The organism is Paenibacillus sp. J31TS4, from assembly GCF_018403265.1.
Taxonomy (GTDB): domain Bacteria; phylum Bacillota; class Bacilli; order Paenibacillales; family NBRC-103111; genus J31TS4.
Genome location: NZ_BOSI01000002.1, coordinates 510,117 through 530,311, shown reverse-complemented (window position 1 = coordinate 530,311; position 20,195 = coordinate 510,117). Strand labels below are relative to the sequence as shown.

At 59.8% G+C, this 20,195-nt stretch carries 22 protein-coding genes and 1 pseudogene; 4 read left to right on the top strand and 19 right to left on the bottom strand.

The features are described 5' to 3' along the window. Positions 1-14: 14 nt before the first annotated feature. The 8 genes from KJS47_RS13270 to KJS47_RS24260 form a co-directional block, all read right to left on the bottom strand. The gene (locus KJS47_RS13270) at positions 15-899 is read right to left on the bottom strand and encodes an ABC transporter permease subunit (protein ID WP_213525519.1); all 885 of its coding nucleotides are present in this window, start codon (positions 897-899) and stop codon (positions 15-17) included. Then, on the bottom strand, positions 896-1,870 hold the full coding sequence (locus tag KJS47_RS13265) for an ABC transporter ATP-binding protein (protein WP_213525518.1): 975 nt from the start codon (positions 1,868-1,870) through the stop codon (positions 896-898). Before KJS47_RS13265 ends, KJS47_RS13270 begins: the two co-directional genes overlap by 4 nt. After that, on the bottom strand, positions 1,867-3,000 hold the full coding sequence (locus tag KJS47_RS13260) for a hypothetical protein (RefSeq protein ID WP_213525517.1): 1,134 nt from the start codon (positions 2,998-3,000) through the stop codon (positions 1,867-1,869). Before KJS47_RS13260 ends, KJS47_RS13265 begins: the two co-directional genes overlap by 4 nt. Positions 3,001-3,034: 34 nt before the next feature. Next, the gene (locus tag KJS47_RS13255; RefSeq protein ID WP_213525516.1) at positions 3,035-3,550 is read right to left on the bottom strand and encodes a sigma-70 family RNA polymerase sigma factor; all 516 of its coding nucleotides are present in this window, start codon (positions 3,548-3,550) and stop codon (positions 3,035-3,037) included. 268 nt (positions 3,551-3,818) lie between these two features. Then, positions 3,819-4,652, bottom strand: coding sequence for a carbohydrate ABC transporter permease (locus KJS47_RS13250; protein WP_213525515.1), 834 nt, complete (start codon positions 4,650-4,652; stop codon positions 3,819-3,821). A 12-nt stretch (positions 4,653-4,664) separates the two neighbouring features. After that, positions 4,665-5,624, bottom strand: coding sequence for a carbohydrate ABC transporter permease (locus tag KJS47_RS13245; RefSeq protein WP_213525514.1), 960 nt, complete (start codon positions 5,622-5,624; stop codon positions 4,665-4,667). 48 nt (positions 5,625-5,672) lie between these two features. Next, entirely contained in the window at positions 5,673-6,941 is a 1,269-nt protein-coding gene (locus tag KJS47_RS13240; RefSeq protein WP_213525513.1) for an ABC transporter substrate-binding protein, read from the bottom strand. A 149-nt stretch (positions 6,942-7,090) separates the two neighbouring features. Beyond that, positions 7,091-7,219 carry a hypothetical protein gene (locus KJS47_RS24260; RefSeq protein ID WP_283772076.1) on the bottom strand — a complete coding sequence of 43 codons (129 nt, stop codon included), beginning with the start codon at positions 7,217-7,219 and terminating at the stop codon, positions 7,091-7,093. Between the two features lie 198 nt (positions 7,220-7,417). Here KJS47_RS24260 and KJS47_RS13235 point away from each other — a divergent pair, with 198 nt between their 5' ends. After that, complete coding sequence (locus KJS47_RS13235) at positions 7,418-8,269, top strand: alpha/beta hydrolase (protein WP_249716352.1); 852 nt, start codon at positions 7,418-7,420, stop codon at positions 8,267-8,269. A gap of 153 nt (positions 8,270-8,422) precedes the next feature. After that, the gene (locus KJS47_RS13230; RefSeq protein WP_213525512.1) at positions 8,423-9,349 is read left to right on the top strand and encodes a DMT family transporter; all 927 of its coding nucleotides are present in this window, start codon (positions 8,423-8,425) and stop codon (positions 9,347-9,349) included. Positions 9,350-9,500: 151 nt separating this feature from the next. Here KJS47_RS13230 and KJS47_RS13225 read toward each other — a convergent pair whose 3' ends face one another. From KJS47_RS13225 to KJS47_RS13205, 5 genes are all read right to left on the bottom strand, one after another. After that, the gene (locus tag KJS47_RS13225) at positions 9,501-9,668 is read right to left on the bottom strand and encodes a hypothetical protein (protein WP_213525511.1); all 168 of its coding nucleotides are present in this window, start codon (positions 9,666-9,668) and stop codon (positions 9,501-9,503) included. 61 nt (positions 9,669-9,729) lie between these two features. After that, a complete protein-coding gene (locus KJS47_RS13220; protein WP_213525510.1) occupies positions 9,730-10,896 on the bottom strand; it encodes a cation:proton antiporter in 1,167 nt (388 codons plus the stop codon). Positions 10,897-11,021: 125 nt separating this feature from the next. Beyond that, positions 11,022-11,933 (bottom strand): aldo/keto reductase, encoded by a 912-nt coding sequence (locus KJS47_RS13215; protein WP_249716350.1) that lies wholly within the window; start codon positions 11,931-11,933, stop codon positions 11,022-11,024. Positions 11,934-12,058: 125 nt separating this feature from the next. Beyond that, entirely contained in the window at positions 12,059-12,616 is a 558-nt protein-coding gene (locus tag KJS47_RS13210; protein WP_213525509.1) for a 2'-5' RNA ligase family protein, read from the bottom strand. 128 nt (positions 12,617-12,744) lie between these two features. Then, positions 12,745-13,272, bottom strand: a complete 528-nt coding sequence (locus tag KJS47_RS13205) for a histidine phosphatase family protein (protein ID WP_213525508.1) — start codon at positions 13,270-13,272, stop codon at positions 12,745-12,747. Positions 13,273-13,456: 184 nt separating this feature from the next. Between KJS47_RS13205 and KJS47_RS13200 the strand changes: the two genes are divergently transcribed. Next, complete coding sequence (locus tag KJS47_RS13200) at positions 13,457-14,497, top strand: S66 family peptidase (protein ID WP_213525507.1); 1,041 nt, start codon at positions 13,457-13,459, stop codon at positions 14,495-14,497. Positions 14,498-14,769: 272 nt separating this feature from the next. On the opposite strand, the gene KJS47_RS13195 is transcribed toward KJS47_RS13200, so the two are convergent. Continuing rightward, positions 14,770-15,885 carry an aminopeptidase gene (locus KJS47_RS13195; protein WP_213525506.1) on the bottom strand — a complete coding sequence of 372 codons (1,116 nt, stop codon included), beginning with the start codon at positions 15,883-15,885 and terminating at the stop codon, positions 14,770-14,772. Positions 15,886-16,102: 217 nt separating this feature from the next. Then, positions 16,103-16,867, bottom strand: coding sequence for a general stress protein (locus KJS47_RS13190; RefSeq protein ID WP_213525505.1), 765 nt, complete (start codon positions 16,865-16,867; stop codon positions 16,103-16,105). 363 nt (positions 16,868-17,230) lie between these two features. Here KJS47_RS13190 and pyrH point away from each other — a divergent pair, with 363 nt between their 5' ends. Beyond that, the gene (gene pyrH, locus KJS47_RS13185) at positions 17,231-17,965 is read left to right on the top strand and encodes a UMP kinase (protein ID WP_213525504.1); all 735 of its coding nucleotides are present in this window, start codon (positions 17,231-17,233) and stop codon (positions 17,963-17,965) included. An 88-nt stretch (positions 17,966-18,053) separates the two neighbouring features. Here the strand turns inward: pyrH and KJS47_RS13180 are convergent. From KJS47_RS13180 to KJS47_RS13165, 4 genes and pseudogenes are all read right to left on the bottom strand, one after another. Beyond that, positions 18,054-18,634, bottom strand: a pseudogene (locus KJS47_RS13180) (histidine phosphatase family protein). A gap of 27 nt (positions 18,635-18,661) precedes the next feature. Further along, a complete protein-coding gene (locus tag KJS47_RS13175; protein WP_249716349.1) occupies positions 18,662-19,066 on the bottom strand; it encodes a GNAT family N-acetyltransferase in 405 nt (134 codons plus the stop codon). Positions 19,067-19,129: 63 nt separating this feature from the next. Continuing rightward, positions 19,130-19,354 carry a hypothetical protein gene (locus tag KJS47_RS13170; RefSeq protein WP_213525503.1) on the bottom strand — a complete coding sequence of 75 codons (225 nt, stop codon included), beginning with the start codon at positions 19,352-19,354 and terminating at the stop codon, positions 19,130-19,132. 453 nt (positions 19,355-19,807) lie between these two features. After that, positions 19,808-20,140: a hypothetical protein gene (locus KJS47_RS13165; RefSeq protein WP_213525502.1), complete on the bottom strand. Its 333-nt coding sequence runs from the start codon at positions 20,138-20,140 to the stop codon at positions 19,808-19,810. Positions 20,141-20,195 lie beyond the last annotated feature (55 nt).

Sequence of the window (20,195 nt, the reverse complement as noted above, 5' to 3'; positions counted from 1 at the left end):
CGGACGGCTGGAGGCTAGAAGTCTTTGCGGCGGAACGCGCGCAGACCCAGCGCGAGTGCGGCAGCCATATAAGCCACCGCATACCAGACGAACAAGCCGGAGGGGATTTGGCCGCCGAACAGGCCGAGGGGGCCGTCTCCGAGCGAAATAAGCCCCTGCAGCTCCTTTAGATGGAAGAGCGCGTCGAGCATTTTGCGCTGCAAGCCGTCCACCGGCATCGCCAGCGAGAGCAGGCCGGTGATCGTCGACAGCGAGCGCAGGACCGGCTCCTCGAGCGGCAGCGAGGAGACCACCTTCTCGATCATGCCGCCAAGCCAGCCTCCTCCATACAGCATCGTCATGAACACCCCGTTGCCGAGCGCGGAAAAGTAGCACGAGCCCAGCATGGAGACGGACACGAGCAGAGGAACGGCCGAAGCGAACAGCAGATACGCCTTGACCAGGGAAGCGGCGTCTCTCGGCACGGCGGCATACAGGCCCGTGATCACGACGATGGCTGCGAACAGGAGCAGCGCATAGGCGGCTCCCAGCGAGACATAGCCGACCCAGCGGCCGGCGTACCAATGCCAACGCGGCACCGGCCGGGGCAGCAGCGCCTGGAAAACTCCCTGCTCCGCTTCTCCGGCGACCGAGGAGAACGAGCTGAAGATCGAGAGGAAGGCGATGACGAAGGAGCCGAAGAAGAAGCCGAGCATCAGCGTAAACGAGCCGATGGAGAAGCGCTGGACAATCGCCTGTCCCCCGTTCGGGTCGAAGCCGGAGTAGGAATTCGCCTCGTGTCCAAGCGTTTTGGCCAAGAACCAGAAGGCGGCCAGGAACAGAATCGTAAGCAGCAGCGTCAGCAGCATGACCCGCTTGCGCAGCAGCTCCTTCCAGGTCATGAGGATAATGGTCTTCATCCGCGTTCCCCCCTGTGGCTCAGTCCCGAGACCGCGCTCATGAACCACTCCTCGAGCCGTTCCTTAATCGGCATGGCTTCGTACAGCGTCATCCCCTGCCCGACGATGAGCGCGTTCAGCCAGCCGACCTGCTCCTCGTTCTCAAGCTCCGCCTCCAGCCAGACGGCGTCCGCTACGCCCGCGCCGGCGGGCATTCTCCCGCTCTCCTCCGCGAGCGTAACGGGGAGGCCAGTCTCCTCCCGCAGCCAGGTCAGCAGAACAGGAGCAAATCCGCTGACCCGAAACCGCCAGCGGACCCGCTCCTGGAGCATCTCCGAAACTTTGCCCTGCCGCAGTACCTCTCCGTTGTTGAGGAGCGCCATCCGGTCGCAAAGCACCTCCACATCCTCCAGCAAATGCGAGTTGAGGAAGATGGTCTTGCCCCGCTCCTTCAGCCGTTCCAGCAGAGCGCGAACCTCCATCCGGCCGATCGGGTCGAGTGCGGACGACGGCTCGTCCAGGAAGACGATGGGCGGATCGCTCACGAGCGCGCAGGCAAGCCCGAGACGCTGCTGCATCCCTTTGGAGTAATGCTTGACCCGGTCCCGGCCCCGCAGCCCGATGCCGACCTCCGCCAGCAGCTCCGGAATCCGCCGGGCTGCGGTTGCCCGGTCCACGCCGCATAACCGAGCGTGCAGCTGCACCACTTCCTCTCCCGTCAACCATTCCTGGTACCGGTACAGCTCTGGCAGGTATCCGATATACCGCTTCGCTGCCAGCGAGCCGATCGGCTCTCCTAGGAGACGGGCTTCTCCCCGCGTCGGAGTCATGAGGCCGACCAGCATCTTGACGAATGTGCTCTTGCCCGCCCCGTTGGGGCCAAGGAAGCCAAAGGCTTCCCCTTTCCCTACGGCGAGCGTGACGTCGCGGCAGCCGCGGCCGTTGTCGTATTCCTTGGTCAAGCCGACCGCGTCGATTGCCGCTGTCGTCATGAAGCCATCAGCTCCTTAATTTTATTCAGCATCGCTTCTTTAGTCATATACACGTTGCCGCCGTTCAGCGAGTACAGCCGGCCGTCCTTCACCCAGGTGGCGTCCAAGCGAACCTCGTTGCCGTAATCGTTCGTCTGGAGCAGCACCTTCGTTCCGTTCAACGTGATCTGCTCGATCACTCCGTCGGATACGACCGGCACCGGCAGCTCACCGGCCAGAATCTTGCTCTTCTGCAGCCCCGTCTTCAGATGATCGGGCAGCAGCGGGAACTGCAGCACGGCGTCCAGCGCTTCCTCCACGGGGATGGACGGATCGACGGTCACGGTCGGCAGCTTGCTCTGCGTAAACGAAGCCCACTCGCGTTCCTTGCTGCGCAGCTGCAGGCTGACGGTTTCGGGAACGTTCAGCGTAATCGGCTTGCCCCCTATCGAAGCCGGCAGCAGCATGCTTGCCCCGAGGCGCTTCATCGCCTTGTTCACCTCATCGACGTCCAGTCGGAGACTCAGCGTCTGAGAGGGAATGACGTAGAAGGTCTCTTCCTCTCCTGTCGGCTCGCCCGCCGGACGGAAGCCGAGTTTGCCGGCAATTTGGTCTTTGGACATTGGCCCCGACAGCGCCCCCGATTCGTTCGTAAACGTGCCGAATCGGTTCAAGGCCTCGGCGCGCTGGCCCTCGGTCACGCGGTTAAACAGATTCATCAGCTCGTCTTCCTTGACGACGGTCATCTCTTGCATCCGGAATTGGTTCAATATAGCGGCAAGCGCGTTGTTGCCCACCGGCGTCGCCAGAATCGCTCCGAACAGGCACGCCGACGCGGCGGCCAGCACCCATTTGCGGCGCCGCTTCCCTCTGCGCCGCTCGGACCGCTCTTCGGCCGTCGGCTGTGTCCGGCCGAGCGTCGGTGCCAGCGGCTCGGGCTTCTCGCCCGCTGCCGGTATAGAGACGCTCCCTGCGTCTCCCCGTGCAGGCTGGCCGCCTTCCGAGGCAAGGGCCGTGCCGTCCGCCCGGCCCGCCGGCCAGGACGCCCATCGCGGATGGGCCGGCTCGTCGCCAAGCTTGCTTTGCAGCTTTTTCCAGGCCTCGTCCGTTCGCAGCTTGTCGTCATTAGGATCGAATGGATTGGTTGGCATCCTTGATCGTCCTCCTTTTCTAAATGAAAGGACCTTAGTCCCTCTGCGGCATCGCTTTGGCGGCAGTTTGGCGGAGTCTCTTGGTCGCCCGGTGCAGCATCGTGCCGACCAGCGGCTGGCGCATATCCAGCTGCTGGGCGATCTCCTCGTAGCTGTAACCGGAATACCGGAGAAGCAGCGCCTGCCGGTCTCGCTCGGGCAGCTCCTCCAGCCAGTTCCGTACCTCCTCCTGCTCGCTTAGGCGGAGCAGCTCCTCCTCGCCGGAGGGAGCTCCCTCTCCCTCGAACAGCAGCTCCTGCTTGCTTTGCAGCCGCCGCTCCCTTGCTTTCTTGTCCAAATAATCGTAGCCGGCCCTTGTGAGCACGCGGTGCAGCCATGCGCCTAGCGCCCCGGGGTCGTCGGGCGGGTTTCGGTACAATTTAAGGAACACTTCCTGTGCCAGGTCGTCCGCCGCCGCTTCATCCCGCACGAGCGCGACGAGCTTCCGTCTGACCACCGGATAATGTTCGTAGAATACAGTTCGGAATTGATGGGATTCCGGAATCTCCATTTCCTTTGCCTCCTTTCGGCTGCAGCTATAAGGAAGACGGTCTCCGTCCCCTGTTTGTATCAGCTTGCTCCGAAAAAAAATGTGCCGTCTCCCAAGTCTACCATGATCGCGCAGCCCCCGCCGCTGGAAATGGCCGGCTGGCCCCGCGGTCGTCCCGCCGCTCGGCACAAAAAAAGCCTGTCCCTCCGCGGAACAGGCCTCGCGGAAGGACAGGCGGCCGGCAGATGCGGACAACTCGTCCGCCCTCCCCCGGGAGCTTGCAAGAGCGCTACGCCTTCATCCCGGTGAGCGCGATGCCCTCGATAAAGTAGCGCTGCAGCAGGACAAACAGCAGAATCATCGGAAGCGCGGCCATCATTGCCCCCGCCATGAGCAGCGGATAATCAGTCGCGTGCTGCCCCTGGAACGTCGCGATGCCGACGGGCAGCACCCGCATCGTATCCGAGCTCGTCATGATGAGCGGGTAGAAGAAGTCGTTCCACGACGCGAGAATCGTGAAGATGGCGAGCGAGACGAGCGCCGCTTTGGACAGCGGCAGATAGATGCGCCAGAAGATGCCGAAGATCGAGCAGCCGTCGATTTTGGCCGCCTCGTCGAGATCCTTGGGCAGCGACAGGAAGAACTGCCGCAGGAGGAACGTCCCGAAGGCACTGAAGATGCCGGGCACGATCAGAGCATAGAACGTATCCAGCCAGCCCAGCTTCAGCATGATGAAGAAGCTCGGGATGAGGACGATCTGCGAAGGCACCATCAGCACCGTGAGGATGCCGAAGAACAGAATGTTTTTGCCCGGGAACTGGAGGCGGGCAAAGCCGTAGGCGGCAAGCGAGCAGAGCACAAGCTGGCCGGCCGTCCGGCCGAGCGTGACAAGCACCGAATTCAGAAAGTAGCTGCCGAACGGGATTTTCTCCCAAACCTTAATGTAGTTCTCCCAATGCCATTCGTGCGGGAGAAAGGTCGGCGGAATCTGCATCGATTCCCCGAACGACTTGAGCGAGGTCGAGAGCATCCAGAAGAAGGGCAGAAGCATGACAATGGCGCCCAGAAGCAGCAGCAGATGAATGGCGAACGGTTGACGTCTGGTCTTGGCAGCAAGCTGCATGATCTCCCCTCCTTATTCGTAATGAACCCATTTTTTTTGCAGATACATCTGCAGGGCGGTCATGAGCAGCATGAACACCGACAGAATCCAGGCCTGTGCAGACGCATAGCCCATATTGAAATACTTGAACCCGCTCTCCCAGACGCCGAAGACGACGGTTCGCGTCGCGTCGAGCATCGTCTGGTCCTTCCCGAACATAATGAAGATCAGGTCGAATACCTGGAGCGAGTTGATGAGCGAGATGACAAGCACGAAGAACAGGCTGGGGCTCAGGAGCGGCACCGTAATATGAAAGAACTTGCGCACGGCGCTGGCGCCGTCGAGCGAAGCGGCCTCGTAATAGGTCGAGGAGATGCCCTGCAGCCCCGCCAGCAGAATGACGGCGTTATACCCGATGCTCGACCAGACGCTGACGAGGATGATGGACAAGAGCGCGAGCGTATCGTCGAACAGCCAGTTCGGCTGCGGCAGATGCACCAGCCCGAGCAGATAGTTCAGGAAGCCGAATTCGGAATTGAACAGCCACCGCCAGACCATGCCCGAGGCGATCGGCATCGTCACGACCGGGATAAAATAAAGCATCCGGTAAACCGGCCGCCCTTTGATCGGCGCGTTCAGCAGCACCGCCAGCAAGGTCGCCAGGAAGACGCTGAGGGGCACCGAGATGAAAGTGAACGCTAACGTATTGACCAGCGAGCGGAGAAACTGCTCGTCCTTCATTAGATCGGCGAAGTTTTGCAGGCCGATGAAGGTCGGCGTCGACAGCCCGTCCCACTTGGTTAGGGAAAAGCCGAGCGACGCGATCGAAGGAAGCGTATAGAAGAGCGCGAGTCCTAGAACGACCGGGGCGATAAACGCGTAACCCCAGATTGCCTCCTCCACCGCCATGCGGGAGCGCTTGCGCCGGACGATTCTCTCCCGGGCCTCGTGCCCGGCGCTGCCCGGCGCCGTCAGATTCTTCGTATTCCTCATGCTGTCACCACCCATTCGATAGTATTGGTTTCGCCCTCTTTCCCTTTTCTAGCCTTCGCGTTCCTTGGCAAGGATCTCGTTCATCCGGCGGGCGGTCTTGTCCGCCGCCTCGTCGATGGTCGTCTTGCCCATGAAGGCCTTCTGGATCTCCTTGGTCTCCACGTCCTGCCATTCGATCGTGCTCTTGGAGATCGGATACGGAACGCCGAACTTGAGACTATCGACGAATACTTGGAGGTTGAGCGACGGCAGCGAGCGCAGCCATCCTCCCTCCGTCCCCTTGTAGGCCGGGATGCTGAAGCCCGAGTCGGCCACCAGCTTGTTGCCCGCCTCGCCGGTCAGTTCCTGAATAAGCTCCCACGCCTCCTGCTCGTGCGCGGTCTTCTTGTTCATCGCCCAGCTGAGCCCGTGGACAATCGTCGCTTTTTGCTTGCCGGCCGGCAGGGGCGCCACGGCCAGCTTGTCCCCGAGCAGCTCGTGCAGCTGCGCCGCTTTAACCGAAATGCCGGGCAGCATGGCGGCTTTGCCGGAGCCGAAAAGCTGCATCGGCTCAGTCTCGAGCTGCTGCTGGGCCGTTGGCGAGATGCCCGCGTCCATTGCCTGTTTGACCCACGTAAGCGCTTGCTTCGTTTCCGGCAGATCGAAGCCGGATTTGGTCTTGTCCTCGCTGATCATATACCCGCCGGCCTGGTGGATGAAATTATAGTAGCCATCCTGGTTGGCGGCGGGAGCCACCATGCCGTAGATGCCGTTCTCTTTGTCGGTCAGCTTCTCGGCTGCGGCTTTCATGTCGTCCCAGGTCCAGGTTTCGTCGGGATACGGAAGCTTCTTGCGGTCGAACAGCTCCTTGTTGTAGAAGAGTCCGATCACGTCCTGGAAATAAGGGACGCCGTACAGATGCTTGTCGTACGTGTACATATCCACGAGTGTTTCCGTGTACTGGTCCACCGGGAATTTGTCCCGTTCGACGAGCGGCTGCAAATCCTTCAGCAGCCCCGAATTGACATATTGGTAAAAATTCGGGCCGTTCATCCAGAACACGTCTGGACCGCCCTTACCCGCGAGGCTTGTCCTAAGCTTGCTCCAATAATCGGCAAAGGGCGTATAGGTGACGTTCACCTGCACGTTCGGATGCTTGGCTTCATAAGCCGCCACCGTCTTCTGGATCACGTCCTTCAAATTCTCGTCCCAGAGTGCCAGGTTGAGCGTAACCTTGCCGCTCCCTCCCTCTGAGCTTCGGGAGCTGCATCCGGAAAGCGCTAACAGAACGATCAAAACGAAAAGTCCGCATGTACGGAGGCCGGTTCTCTGCTTCATAGGTCGCCTTCCTTTCTGTACGTGAATTTGCGAATAAGTCAGAAGATTCAAAATATGTGTATTATGTTATAAAAGATTTGTCGAATTTGTCAACTTGACAGAAGAACGGGGACTTCCGACAGGCGGCAGTCCCCGTTCCTTGAGCGCAATTAGCAGAACAGATGATGACGGTGGTGCTTTCTTTTGTGCTTCCGGCGCTTCTTGTGCTTTTTGCAGACAACCAGCACCTTTTGACCTGGCTTCAGCTTGATTTTTTTGACATGGTGACCCATACCCATTCGGTATCCCTCCCTTACTCCTTAGATAAAGCCATCTTATGCGGACAGCTCCGAAAGGAATGGACCAACCGCCATGGTGGAATTTCCTATTCTGCCGGCCCGCCGCTGCCAGGATAGCGGAACGGCCCCGTTCCGTGGTAGACTAAAAGCGATTCCGGCGGGCGGAATGCCCGTCCGACAAGAAACGGAGAGATGGCGATGGCAGGCGAGGAATGGACTTGGCGGTGTGCGGACGGCACGGGCATGCACGCCCGGCTGTGGCCGGGGAAGGCGGACACAGTCCGCGCCGTCGTCGGCATCGTGCACGGCATGGGCGAGCATGCGGGACGCTACGAGCATGTGGCTGACTTTCTGACGGGAGAAGGCTTTGCCGTGCTTGCCTTTGACCAACGGGGCCACGGGCGTACGGAGGGGCTTAGAGGGCATGCGCCCTCGTATGAGGCGCTCCTCGAAGGGATAGACCGGATGCTGGAGGAGGCCGATAAGCGGTTTCCCGGGGTACCGAGGTTCCTGTACGGCCACAGCATGGGTGGAAATGTCACGCTCAATTATTTGCTGAGACGGAAGCCGGCGCTGACCGGCGCGATCGTCACGGGGCCATGGCTGAAGCTGGCGTTCGATCCACCAGCCGGAATGGTGGTCATCGGCCGGCTGCTCGAGAAGGTCTATCCCCGGTTTCTGAACAACCGGCCGATGAACGCCGAGCACCTGACCAGCGACCCCGAGATGAAGAAACGGTATTACGGGGACCCGCTCGGGCATGGCAAAATCTCCGCCGGCTTCTACTTCGGCATGCGGCGGGCCGGGGAATGGGCACTTGCTCACGCGGACGAGCTGACCGTGCCGCTGCTCGTCATGCACGGCGGCGACGACAAGGTGACGTCGCAGGCCGCAAGCCGGGCGTTCGCGGAGCGCGCCGGCTCTCTCTGCACCTACGTCGACTGGCCCGGCTTCCGGCATGAGCTGCAGAACGAAACGAGACGGGCGGAGGTGCTCGGCCGCATGCTGGAGTGGCTGAACGGGCGGCTCGCGGCGGAAGGACGAGTGTGAGTCCGAACGACTGTCCTAAAGAACGGCAAACTAGCGAAATCGGCCCATGATTCCGCTAGTTTGCCGTTCTTTTCTATTTGCCTGCAAGCGCCGTCCGGGAGTAAGATAAAGGTCTTGCCATCATCGGCGAACAGGAAGGGGTTAAGATGTATCATGTCTTCATTATCCAAACCGAAAACGATCGTTCTGCTGACCTTCCTCGTGCTGGTCTGGGGCTTGTCCTGGCCGATTTATAAACTGGCACTCCCTTATACGCCGCCGCTGCTCTTCGCCGGCATGCGGACGCTTCTCGGCGGCCTTCTGCTGGCAGCGGTTCTGCTGCCCCAGCGGGCCAAGATCCGCTGGCGGGCGAACTGGCGCATTTATGTGACGTCCGGATTCTTCAATGTCCTCGTCTTCTACGGGCTGCAGACGGTCGGCCTCCAGTATATGCCCGCCGGCCTGTTCTCCGTCCTGGTCTATCTGCAGCCGGTACTCGTCGGACTGCTCGCGTGGCTGTGGCTCGGTGAGGCGATGACGGTCCGCAAGGTCATCGGGCTGCTGCTCGGCTTTGCCGGCGTCGGCGTCGTCAGCGCGGGTGGGTTCCACGGCCATGTCGCAGCGGTTGGAATCGTCTTCGCTCTCTTGACCGCCGCCGGCTGGTCGGTCGGAACCGTCTATGTGAAGCGGGTGAGCGGGCGCGTCGATCCTTACTGGCTCGTCGCGCTCCAATGCATCCTTGGAGGAGCAGTGCTGACCGGGGCAGGCGCCTGGACGGAAAGCTGGTCGGCCATAACGTGGAATGCGCCGTATGTGGCCGGGCTCCTGTTCGGCATCGTGCTGGGCATCTCGGCTTCGTGGATCGTCTACTTCACGCTCGTGCGGGCCGGCGACGCCAGCAAGGTCGCTTCCTTCACCTTCCTGGTGCCACTCCTGTCCGTCTTCAGCGGGACGCTGTTCCTTCAGGAGCCTTTCACCCTTTATTTGGTGTTCGGCCTCGTGCTGATCGCCGTCAGCATCTATCTGGTTAACAAGGCTCCGGCGGGAACGGCATCGATCCGGCAGCCGGATCTCCGGTCCTCCGCCGCGCGGCACGGATGATGCGGAAGGCAGCTTGTCCGGCCAACAGGCCGGACCGGCGGAGAAGCCCCGATTTGCCCGCCTGCGGAGCCGCGCCTAGCCGCCAAAAGACCCCGTTCTCGCCGGTTTTTGCCGGTGCGAGAACGGGGTCTTTGCTTTGTTTAGGAGGCGATCAGTCTTGACGCTCCGTATTCCAATCCACGAGACAGGAGCCTTCGTAGCCGTCGGTCTCCTTGGCTTCCTCCAGCCGCTCGCGCATCGCCTCGTCGTCCGGCAGCTCGGCGACCAGCTTGACGGCAGGCTGACGGAATTCGACTCGTCCCTTCGGGTGTTGCCGCATGTCCTCCGATTCCCCTTCCTCATCTTGGGTACTCGATTAGGATGAGCGGCGGACGGGCCGATTATTCCGCTCCGGCCCCGGCTGCTTCCGGTTGTTGCTTGCGGCCGAGCAAATACTTGAGCAGCGGCGGCGTCACCATCGTGGAGACGATGACGACGATGACGATGGTGGTGAAGTAGCTCGGCAGGAGCAGACCCGCCTCCATGCCGATCGCGGCAAGAATGAGGGCGACCTCGCCCCGGGAGATCATGCCGGCCCCGATCGTGACCGAGGAGTGCCAGCCGAATCCGGTCAGCTTGGCGCCGAGCCCCGAGCCTGCCAGCTTGGAGAGGATCGCGACGACGGACAGCAGGACAATGATCGGCAGCTGGCCGGACAGGCCGGCGAACGTTACATTAAGGCCGATACTGACGAAAAAGACGGGCACGAAGATCGTATAGGCGACCGGCTCGAGTCTCTTCTCCACTTCATGCTTGAATTCCGTCTGCGAGATCGCGATGCCCGCTGCGAATGCGCCGATGATTCCTGCGACGCCAAAATAGTCTGCCGTGAAGGAGAAGAAGAGACAGATCGCCAACGCGATACTGAGTACCGGCTCCGTAATTTGCAGTGGCGCAAGCTTCCGCATCAGCCACGGTACGGCCTTCCAGCCGAGCAGCGCGATCAGGACGAAGAACAACACCTTCTTGCCGATGACAAGCCCGAGCCCGACATCGGCGGTTGTGAGGACGCTCATCAGTATGGCGAGCGCGACGACGACGACGATATCGTCGACCAGCGCGGCACCGAGCACCGTCGTACTCTCCCTGCTCTTCATCTGGCCGAGCTCCTTGAACGTCTGCACCGAGATGCTCACGGACGTGGCGGACAGCAGGAGTCCGAGGAAGAGAGCCTGACCCATGTCCATGCCGATCGCGAGTCCCGAAACGTAGCCTGCAGCGAGCGGAAGCACGATGCCTCCGAGCGCCACCGCCACCGAAGCGTTGCGGTTTTCGTTCAGATCCTTAAGATCGGTTTCTAGACCCGCGAAGAACATTAGCAGCAGGACGCCGATCTCGCTGAACGCCTCCAGCGCGCTTGAGCTCTGGACCCAGTTGAGCACCGCCGGCCCGATCAGAACCCCCACGATCAATTTGCCGAGAACCGACGGCTGTCCTAGCCGGACCGCCCAATCCCCCGCAAGCTTGGTGCAAATAATGATTATGGCCAATTGAAGAATCAGTTCCATCCTATCCATCCTTTCTCTTGCTCGTATGCCCGGAAAACGACAAAAAGAGCCTGTCAAATGACAGGCTCCTCCGGTGCAGCGTATTCTATTCACTCTCTATACCATAACATAATTCCGGCCCGGGTTCAACGAAACGGGATGCCTCCCAGCTGTCCGGTCGCCAAATCCCCGAACGGCGAGCCGTAGCGGGGGGCCGACCGCAGCAGCTCCCGCACCTCTTCCTCGCTGAGTTCGCGGCGCCGCCTGACGGCTTCGACGATCCGGGGAAGCAGGTGAATGTCCCCGGCGCTGGCGAGCCCGGTCAGCGTCCTGTTGCCGAGAACGAACGAGACGGCGCGGTCCACATACTCCGGCTCGTCGAAGGGCTCGTACCAGGTGGCGTAGCGTCGGTCTTCCTCGCTCTTCCACGGCCCTCGTGCCACCGCCTTGATGACCATCAGGCCGGCATCCTGGTGCCGCACCTCCGTCTCAAGCTCCTGGAACGCGAGGCGGTAATCGGCATTGCTGTACAGAATGAAGTTCAGCGGCGTCAGCACGGTGTCGAACGGAAACCGGCGGAGCGCCTCAAGGTGGACCGATGGAGCAAGATGACCGTGGCCCGTAATCCCGATATGCTTCGTCAGCCCCTGGTCGCGCGCTTCGATGAGCGCCTCGAGCGCTCCTCCCGGCGCCGTCACTTCGTCCAGCTCCTCGAACGTCTTCACCGCGTGCAGCTGGAGCAGGTCAACCCGGTCGACCTGCAGCCGGGTAAGAGACCGTTCGATCTCGCGCTTCGCGTCGTCCCGCTTGCGCTCCAGCGCCTTGGTCGCCAGGAAGATGCGGTTCCGGATCCGGCCCATCCAGGGGCCGAGCCTCAGCTCGGAGTCCCCGTAGCTGGAAGCGGTGTCAAAATGGTTGATGCCGGCATCAAGCGCATACTGAATGGAGGCGTCGGCCTCCTCCTGCGTCACGTCGCCGAGACTGGCGGCGCCATAGATGACCACCGAGCTGTGGTGATCGGTCCGGCCCAGCCGGCGCGTCTCCATACGTTCGTTCATCGGTTCTACCTCCCTTTTCGCTCCCCCCCGGCGTACTTGCCCTGACGCGCCCGGTGGTGCAATGAATACGTCCTTCGTCGCAGCTTCGCTGCAGCCTGCCTGTCCACTTCCTGCCGGGGGGCGTCTCAGGCGGGGGGCCCGCCTCCGCCCATCGGGAACTGTGCCAGCGTACGGATCGGGTGCGGCCGGAACCGGACAATTGCCGCCGTCTCCACCTGGACTTCGCCCGGGCGGTACCATTCGGCGAGCCGCACAAGCGCTTCGTCCGTCTGCTCGGCCGTGAGGCCCATCGCCAGCGTGCAGTGCGGCGCCCAGGCACCCGGCCGGTAATACGAGCGCAGGACGGGCGCGAACTCGGCCGCAAGCGCATGGTAAGCCCCATGCGCCTCGACGAGCGCCTCCGTCACGTCGGGAGCGGCATAGACGACGCCCTCCTCCGTCCGGAAGCAGCCGAGAGAGGCCATCGTCACCCGCAAGGCCGGCGTCTCGGCGGCAAATGCCTGGAGCGTGCTCTCCAGCCGGTCCAGGTCGACCTCCCCGTCATATACGGCCAGCGATAGATGCGGCCGGGTACCCTGTGCGAACAGGTCCTCCCCGAGCCCTGCAGCAGCCAGCCTCGAGCCAATCTCCCTCAGCTCCTCTTCCGCACGGTTTTCCAAAAACAGCTCAATGGCGATCCCCATCTTTCGATTTCCTCGTTTCATGTAGACGGGACACCCGCCGTTTCCAACATGATTTCCATACGAAGTTGCCAAACTCCTGCTTTTGGAAGCGCCGGGCTTCGGTCCTGCATTTTTTTGCCGCTATTCCATTAACGAAAGCGATAAACCTTATACTCTCCGTTCGAGGAAGAGTACTTAAGGAGATTGCCGTCCTGAGGGGTTCCTTCAAAATAAGCGCCGATGCAGCCGGTCGTGCATCTATGTCCAGAGATGAGTATAGGCTCGCCCGATGCTCCGTGCTGCTCCTTCAGCCAGTCCATGAACGTGAACACTCTCCGGATGAACAGCCTGATCTCCTCTACTCCGGAGTACAGCGTGGGGTCGGGAATGCCGCCCGCCATTGTGACCTTGCTCCTCAACTGTCCGTCCGCCTCGCCCAGATCGAATACATCCAGCCTTGCGTCCGTGACGGCTTGTTTCCCCGCGATCCTCTCGGCCGTCTGCACGGCTCTCTCCTGGGGAGAGGAATAGACGGAAGCGAAGCTTACCCCGCTTAGCTGCTCCCTTAACGATTCCGCCTGCTCGATTCCCCGCTCATTTAAAGGCAGTCCCTGCCTGCCCTGCAGCCTTCCCTCCTTGTTCCAGTCGGTCTGTCCGTGCCTGACCACGTAGATCATCGTCTCTCTCCTCCAGTTACCTACTCGCTGCCTTTGGATAGGCCCAGCTAACAGAAGGATACCATAAATTGGGTCTGCCTCCCCGGCATCCTGCTTTTGTTTATAAGCTCTTTTTATCCTCGAGGGGAACGGCTATACTGGTTGGAACAAAAAAAGTGCCTGCTTAGCAAAGGAGGAACCACCCATGTCCCACTCGATCCGATACCCGCAGCCGCTGAAACGGGGCGACCGCCTGGCGGTCACCGCACCTTCGAGCGGAGTAGACCATACGCTTCACCCCTTGTTGGACGAAGCGAAGAGCCGGATGGAGGGGCTGGGCTTCGCCGTCGTCGAAGGCGAGGCGCTCCGGTCGAACGTCAAGTGCGTCAGCGCCTCTAAGGAAACGAGAGCCGAAGAGCTCCAGCGGCTGCTGACGGATGACGAGATCCGAGCCGTCATTCCCCCGTGGGGCGGCGAGTTCCTGATGGAGCTGCTCCCTCTTCTCGACTGGGAGCGGCTCCGGCAGAGTCCGCCCAAATGGATTCACGGCTACTCCGACATCAGCACGCTTACCTTCGCCTATACGCTCGCGACGGGGTATGCTTCCTCACACGGACCGAACTATATCGATCTGCGGGCGCCGGAATGGGACCCTGTCACCGCGCGCTGGCTGGACGTTCTCGGCACCCCGGCGGGCGGAAGCGTACGGCAGCGATCCTCGGCTCTCTACCAGGCGGAGTGGAACTTCGCGAAGCCCGGCTTCCAGCTGGACACGCCGACGACCTGGACAGTGCTGGGACACGAGGGAGATGCCGCGCATACCGAGCGGGCCTCTGGCCGTCTGCTCGGCGGCTGTCTCGACACGATCAGCCGGCTGGCTGGCACGCCGTATGCGCCGGTCGAAGCGTTCGTGCGGCAGACATGCGCGGATACCGGGGTGCTGTGGTATTTGGAGAGCTGCGAGATGAACGCGGCCGAGCTGTACCGAAGCCTTTGGCAGCTGCGGCAGTGCGGCTGGTTCGCCGGCGCGGCGGGCGTCCTCTTCGGCAGACCCGCCGGGTATTCGCCGACCAAGGACTTCGAGCTGACGGACGCGCTGGAGGCGGTCTTCGGCGATCTGAACATCCCGGTCGTTTACGGAGCCGACATCGGCCATGTCCCGCCCCAGCTGACGCTGGTGAACGGAGCTATGGCCGAGCTGAAGGCGGAGCAAGGCGGCGGCGAGCTCACCATGACGTTCCGATAAGCGGCAAGCAGCTAGAGGCTTGGACAAACGGCGATCTGCCATCGGCTTCCGGCAAATAGCGCCGGCGAGCCCTCGGAGCCGATCTCACTCCTATTCGCCGTTCCTGTCTATCCCTGGCCCTGAGCCGCTGCTCGCACCGGCACCGCCGCCCGGAGCACAAAAAAAAGAAACCTGACGACGGACTTGCAGGTCCGTTGTCAGGTTCCTTGGCGTTCCGGCGTCTCCGCCGCCGGAGCGGGTTTAGCGCAGCCCCGTGAGGACGAGGCGTGACGCTACTTGAGATTCTCGGGGTTCAGCTGCTCCAGTTCAGGCAGCACGAATCGGCCGTCCTTGCGGATCAGCTTGCCGTCGAACCAGATCTCGCCGCCGCCGTATTCCGGCCGTTGGATATTGACCATATCCCAGTGGACCGACGATTGGTTGCCGTTAAAAGCGTCGTCGTAGCATTGGCCAGGCGTGAAGTGGAAGCTGCCGTCGATCTTCTCGTCGAACAGAATGTCCTTCATCGGCTCGCGGATGAACGGGTTGACCCCGATCGCGAATTCGCCTACGTACCTGGCGCCCGCATCCGTATCGAGAATCTTGTTGATCCGTTCGGTATCGTTCGCCGTCGCACGGACAATCTTGCCGTTCTCGAACTCAAGGACGACGTTCTCGAACGTGAAGCCGTTATACGGCGTCGGCGTATTGTACGAGATGGTTCCGTTCACCGAATCCTTGACCGGTGCGGTGAACACCTCGCCGTCCGGAATGTTGTTCTCACCGGCGCATTTGACCGAGCCGATCCCCTTGATCGAGAAGGTCAGATCGGTTCCCGGCCCCTTCAGCTGCACGACGTCCGTCCGGTCCATAAGCGCCTTGAGGGGATCCATCGCCTGCGACATTTTGCCGTAGTCGAGCGTGCAGACGTCGAAGTAGAATTGCTCGAACGCCTCCGTGCTCTGTCCGGCGAGCTGGGCCATGGAAGGCGTCGGGTAGCGGAGGATGACCCATTTGGTCTCCTTCACGCGTGTCTGGAGATGGACCGGATGGGTGTACAGCGAGGAATACATCCCCATCTTGTCCGACGGCACGTCCGCCATCTCGTTGATGTTCGAGCCTCCGCGGACCGATATGTACGCCTGCATCTGCTTCATCTGGTAGGTGTCGAAGTCCGCCCACGTCTTGAGCTGCTCCTCGGTCGCGCCCAGCAGCAGCTGTCGGGTGACCGCCTGTTCCCTCAGATTAACATAGGGCCGTCCGCCGGCTTCGTGCACGCGGCGCACCAGTTCTTTGACCAGCGCGTTGTCAATGCCGGTCGCTTCGATCAGGACATTGTCGCCCGGCTGAATGCGGGTCGAATGGCGGACGAGGACGTCCGCCAGTTTGGTAAGTCTCGGATCCAGCATCTTGTATCGTTCTCCTTTTTTCCGTCCCTCGCAGGGGCCGGTTTGATCGTAATAGCATCCGCCTACATTATACTGCAACCGGCAACACCTACCAAACAGCCGCTTCACCGCCCCAAAGTGAAGCCGGCTGTGCTCCGCAGACACACGAAAGCCCGTCCATTCCGGACGGGCTTATCGTACGATGCACGTGTTATATTCGAGAACGGCTGCTCACGGTCTAGCCGCGCCCCGTTCCCTCGCTCGGATCGTGTGACGCCCGGATACGGCCATGCTCCCGGCGCGCCTCTTCTTCCCTATACCCGTCCATGCCGGTTCCCGGCGGACGGTCTGCCCACCCCGCATCCGGAGCCGTGCCATCCTTTGGATAGGCTCCCGTCCCGTAAACGGTCTCCGTCCCGTTCATCTCGTTGATGCCGGGCTTTGCGTGATCGACCGGGCCTTCCTTCACATCGGCTTGTCCGGCGCTCGCGCGGTCGGTTGAGCCGTGCCGTTCCGCGATCAGCGAGCGGTTGGTTTCAAAAATCTCATGAACTCGTTTGCCGCGCACGACATCCGCGTCGACCAGAACGAGGAAATGTCCTTTGTCGACGTAGCCTTGATATTCCTTGGCCTCGGCTTCGGGCAAACCCAGTCCGATGAGAGCGCCGACCAGCCCGCCGGCACCCGCGCCTATCGTCACTCCGGTCAGCGTGGCGGCAATCGGGCCTGCCGCCAGCAGCGGCCCAACGCCCGGCACCGCCAGTGCGCCGAGCCCGGCCATGAGACCGGTTACGCCGCCCAGCACCCCGCCGGCCGTCATCCCGGTCGCTGCGCCGTCCAGCCCCTTCACTTTGGTTTCCTCGCTCAGCGACTCGACTTCGTTCTTATCTTTGGCCACGACCGAAATATCCTCGGTGCGGAATCCTTCGTTTTTTAAGGCTTCAATGGCACGGGAGGCTTCTTGTTCCGTTTCGAACACACCGACGATTTTTTTGTTCTCCATGCGAATCTCCTCCTTGTATCCATTTCTCCCCATTTGTTTACCCATCCCGCTAATCGGCGAAACGAACCGACTAAGCCCGGCTTTCCTCGGAACAGGTCGAGAGAACCAGGTTTTTTCCTTATAAGGCGATTTCTGGGCCATGAGAGACTACAACTGCATAAGAAGCTCCTCTCATCGCAAAGGTTGCATGAGAAGAATAAACTGCGCTATAATCTCTAATTGATAGAAACTGGAAGGAAGTGGAAGGATGAAGCGAGTGCGTAAGGCCATTCCCAGACTCCTGATTAAGCTTCCTATTCCCGTTTCCAAGACACTAAAGCATCTCTTGCTTTAGTGTCTTTTTTAATTATCGGGAGGTGTCTAATGAGATACAGGCGGGTTCTAATCAAATTAAGCGGCGGGGCCGTTGCAGGCCGCTCGGAGTTTGGGTTCGAGCCGGAACGATTGGATCACATTGCAAACGAGATCTTGTCCGTTGTAAACCTGGGGGTCGAGGTATCGTTGGTTATCGGCGGAGGCAACATCTTCCGTGGGAATATGGCCGACAGCTGGGGAATAGAACGCGCGGAAGCTGACAATATCGGTACGCTAGCGACTGTTATCAACAGCCTCATGCTGCGAGGGGTCTTAAAAGCCAAAACAACGAAAGAAGTTCGAGTTATGACGGCCAACCCCATCACTTCTGTAGCGGAGCCCTACATTAGATTAAGAGCGATTCACCACCTGGAGAAGGGATATATTGTGATTTTCGCAGGCGGGAACGGCCAGCCTTATGTGACCACGGATTATCCTTCCGTTCAAAGGGCTATTGAAGTGAACTGCGATGCCCTCTTGGTCGCAAAACAGGGGGTGGACGGCGTTCTTAACGCTGATCCGAAGATCGACCAAAACGCAAAAAAGGTGAAATCCCTTCACTATAACGATGTTTTGCAGCACAATTTAAAAGTCATGGACCAGTCGGCATTCCTATTAGCAAGAGATTACAATCTGCCGATGCATGTCGTCAGCTTTGACAAACCCGGTTCAATGAAGGAAATTTGTGAAGGAAAAAACAACGGAACGATCATCAGCAGAACCTCTGTGTTTGAATTAGAGTAGAAACGAATAGCGGCAGCCCATGGACTAGAAAAAAAGTCCACGACTGCCGCTGGTTCCTTGAGCTGAGTGATCCGTTAGCTATATGGAATCAGGCTGGAATTCCGCACCAAAGTCTCTCTGTTTTTGTTAGTCTTCCTTCGTCGAATTCCAGCTTGTAAATGTCAGGTTTAGAAGTTGTTAATAAAAAGTCCAAGTCAAACTGGCGATCGAAGGATCCCATCATCATGGTCATCACGACGCCGTGAGTGCCAATAGCCACCTTTTGCCCCTTATACCTGCTTATCAAGTTATTCAGGATAGGAACGATACGGTTATAGCAATCCGCAAACGATTCTCCGCCAGGCAGCGAAAACTCTCGGTCTGCGAACATCTTTTTTACTAACGGAATCACTTCCTTGTCTGGAAGTGGTTTGTCATCACCGTGAAAGACTATTTCTTTTAGGTCCTCGATCACCAGCACCTCTTTGCCAAGAGACTGGGCTAGTCCTTCTATGGTCAAGATGGCCCTTCGATAGGGCTGGAGAGGAAGATGTCAATCCCTTCCTTCCTCAACAATTGGGCTGCATGCTGGGCATCCGCATTTCCTTTTTCCGTCAGTCCGCGTGTTCTTTCGTTCCCTTCGGATTTGGGGGATTCTCCGTGCCTGACCATGTATAGACAGGTTTTCATCTATTCGCTTTCCCCTTTTTCCACGCCTTAGTAGAAGCGTTCCATCACGATATACTCTTTGCCGCCTTTCTGAAAAGTGTCGTCTGTTTTAGACAGTCCGAATGTCTCATAAAACGCTGCTTTCTCCACTCGCGCATTGCAAAATATCCGCTTAACACCCAGGCGCTCGGCTTCGCTGAGTACATAGTTCAGGAGTTTGCTTCCATAGCCCTTCTTTTGCTGAGAGGACAGGGTAGCAAATTTTCGGAACTGTGCCTGATCCCCGCGAATGAAGAGCGATACGACCGAGAGAAGGTCCTCCCCCTCAAAAAGTCCATAGTGAGTCCCTTCGTCATCCTCTTTCAGCTTGATATAATCATAATCCTTGTCCGGCCACATGACCTGATGACGCAGCTGCCAGGCTTGTTCTTTTTCAATCATCGCGATTCTCAAGGAAGATCGACCCTCTCATTAAACTCAAAAACAACCGGTGGCTTTCTTTCATTGGTTCCCACTTCATGCTAAATCTTTTCTCGTTATGCCGTCTGCCGTTAGTCGATATAGCCCCAATACAACGGGATTCGTCTGCACCAGTCCCTCTAGCAAAAGGTCCTTAAGTGCCTGCTGGACTTCCGCTAATTCTCCCGATGCTTCTGGAAGCTCATTAGCAATCTGGATCGGTGTCTGCCATTCCGTAGTTAACGATAGCAGCACAGCTCGCTGCGTGGAAGTCAAGTTCATCCTTACTTCCTCCCTTTTCTTGAAACTCAAATCGCATGATTCTCATGCAGAAGGCGGCCTATGTCGGTAGCTCGGACATAGGCCGCCTTCTTCTGTCCCGGAATCGGGCGGATTCCCGGCGGCACGCCCATCCTGCCGGCATCCGAGGACGGTCTGCCAGACGCTGCTGAACTGCCCTCTAGCGACGCCTGACCAGGACACAGGCCGTCAGGAACGACAGCTGCAGCGAGAGGACGAGGCCGATGACCACCAGTAAGTCGCCGGTACGCCACCGCCCAGCAGCGAGCCTACCGCCAGCATGAGGCAAAAGGATAGGACCGTTAAGCCAATGAACAACCCGATTACTCTTATCCATCCTTCATTCCGATAGCTGGGATGATTTCTCACCGCGTTCCCACCTTTTCATAAGTTGACTCCCGTTCCTGGAGCCGCCTGCGCGGCTCGGCCGCCCGATCAGCCGAGCCGGTCGGCGTCCTCCTTGGCGAGGTAATTGGGGAAGGGGTCGTTCCTTTCCAGCTCCCGCTGCGCCTGGAATCTTCTCTCCCTTGCCCGCCAGGTATAGACTGCCGTTACACATCCCCAGGCCGCATACAGCAAGGCGTAGATCACAAACCGCCCTCCTGCGGTCTCCTCTGGAAACCGGCCGCGGTCCCACAGGAGCGTCGCCGCTGCCCAGGCGCCATACACGATGGCCGCCATTCCCAGCCCTCTCGTTAGGACATACCGCAGTCTTCCCTTCTTTCGTATGGCCGGCCACCGATCCGACGCCGTTCCTTTTCCCCTCATAGGCATGCCTCCCGAATCGGATCGCTCCCGGCAGGAGCGAGCTTCCCTTTTCTTC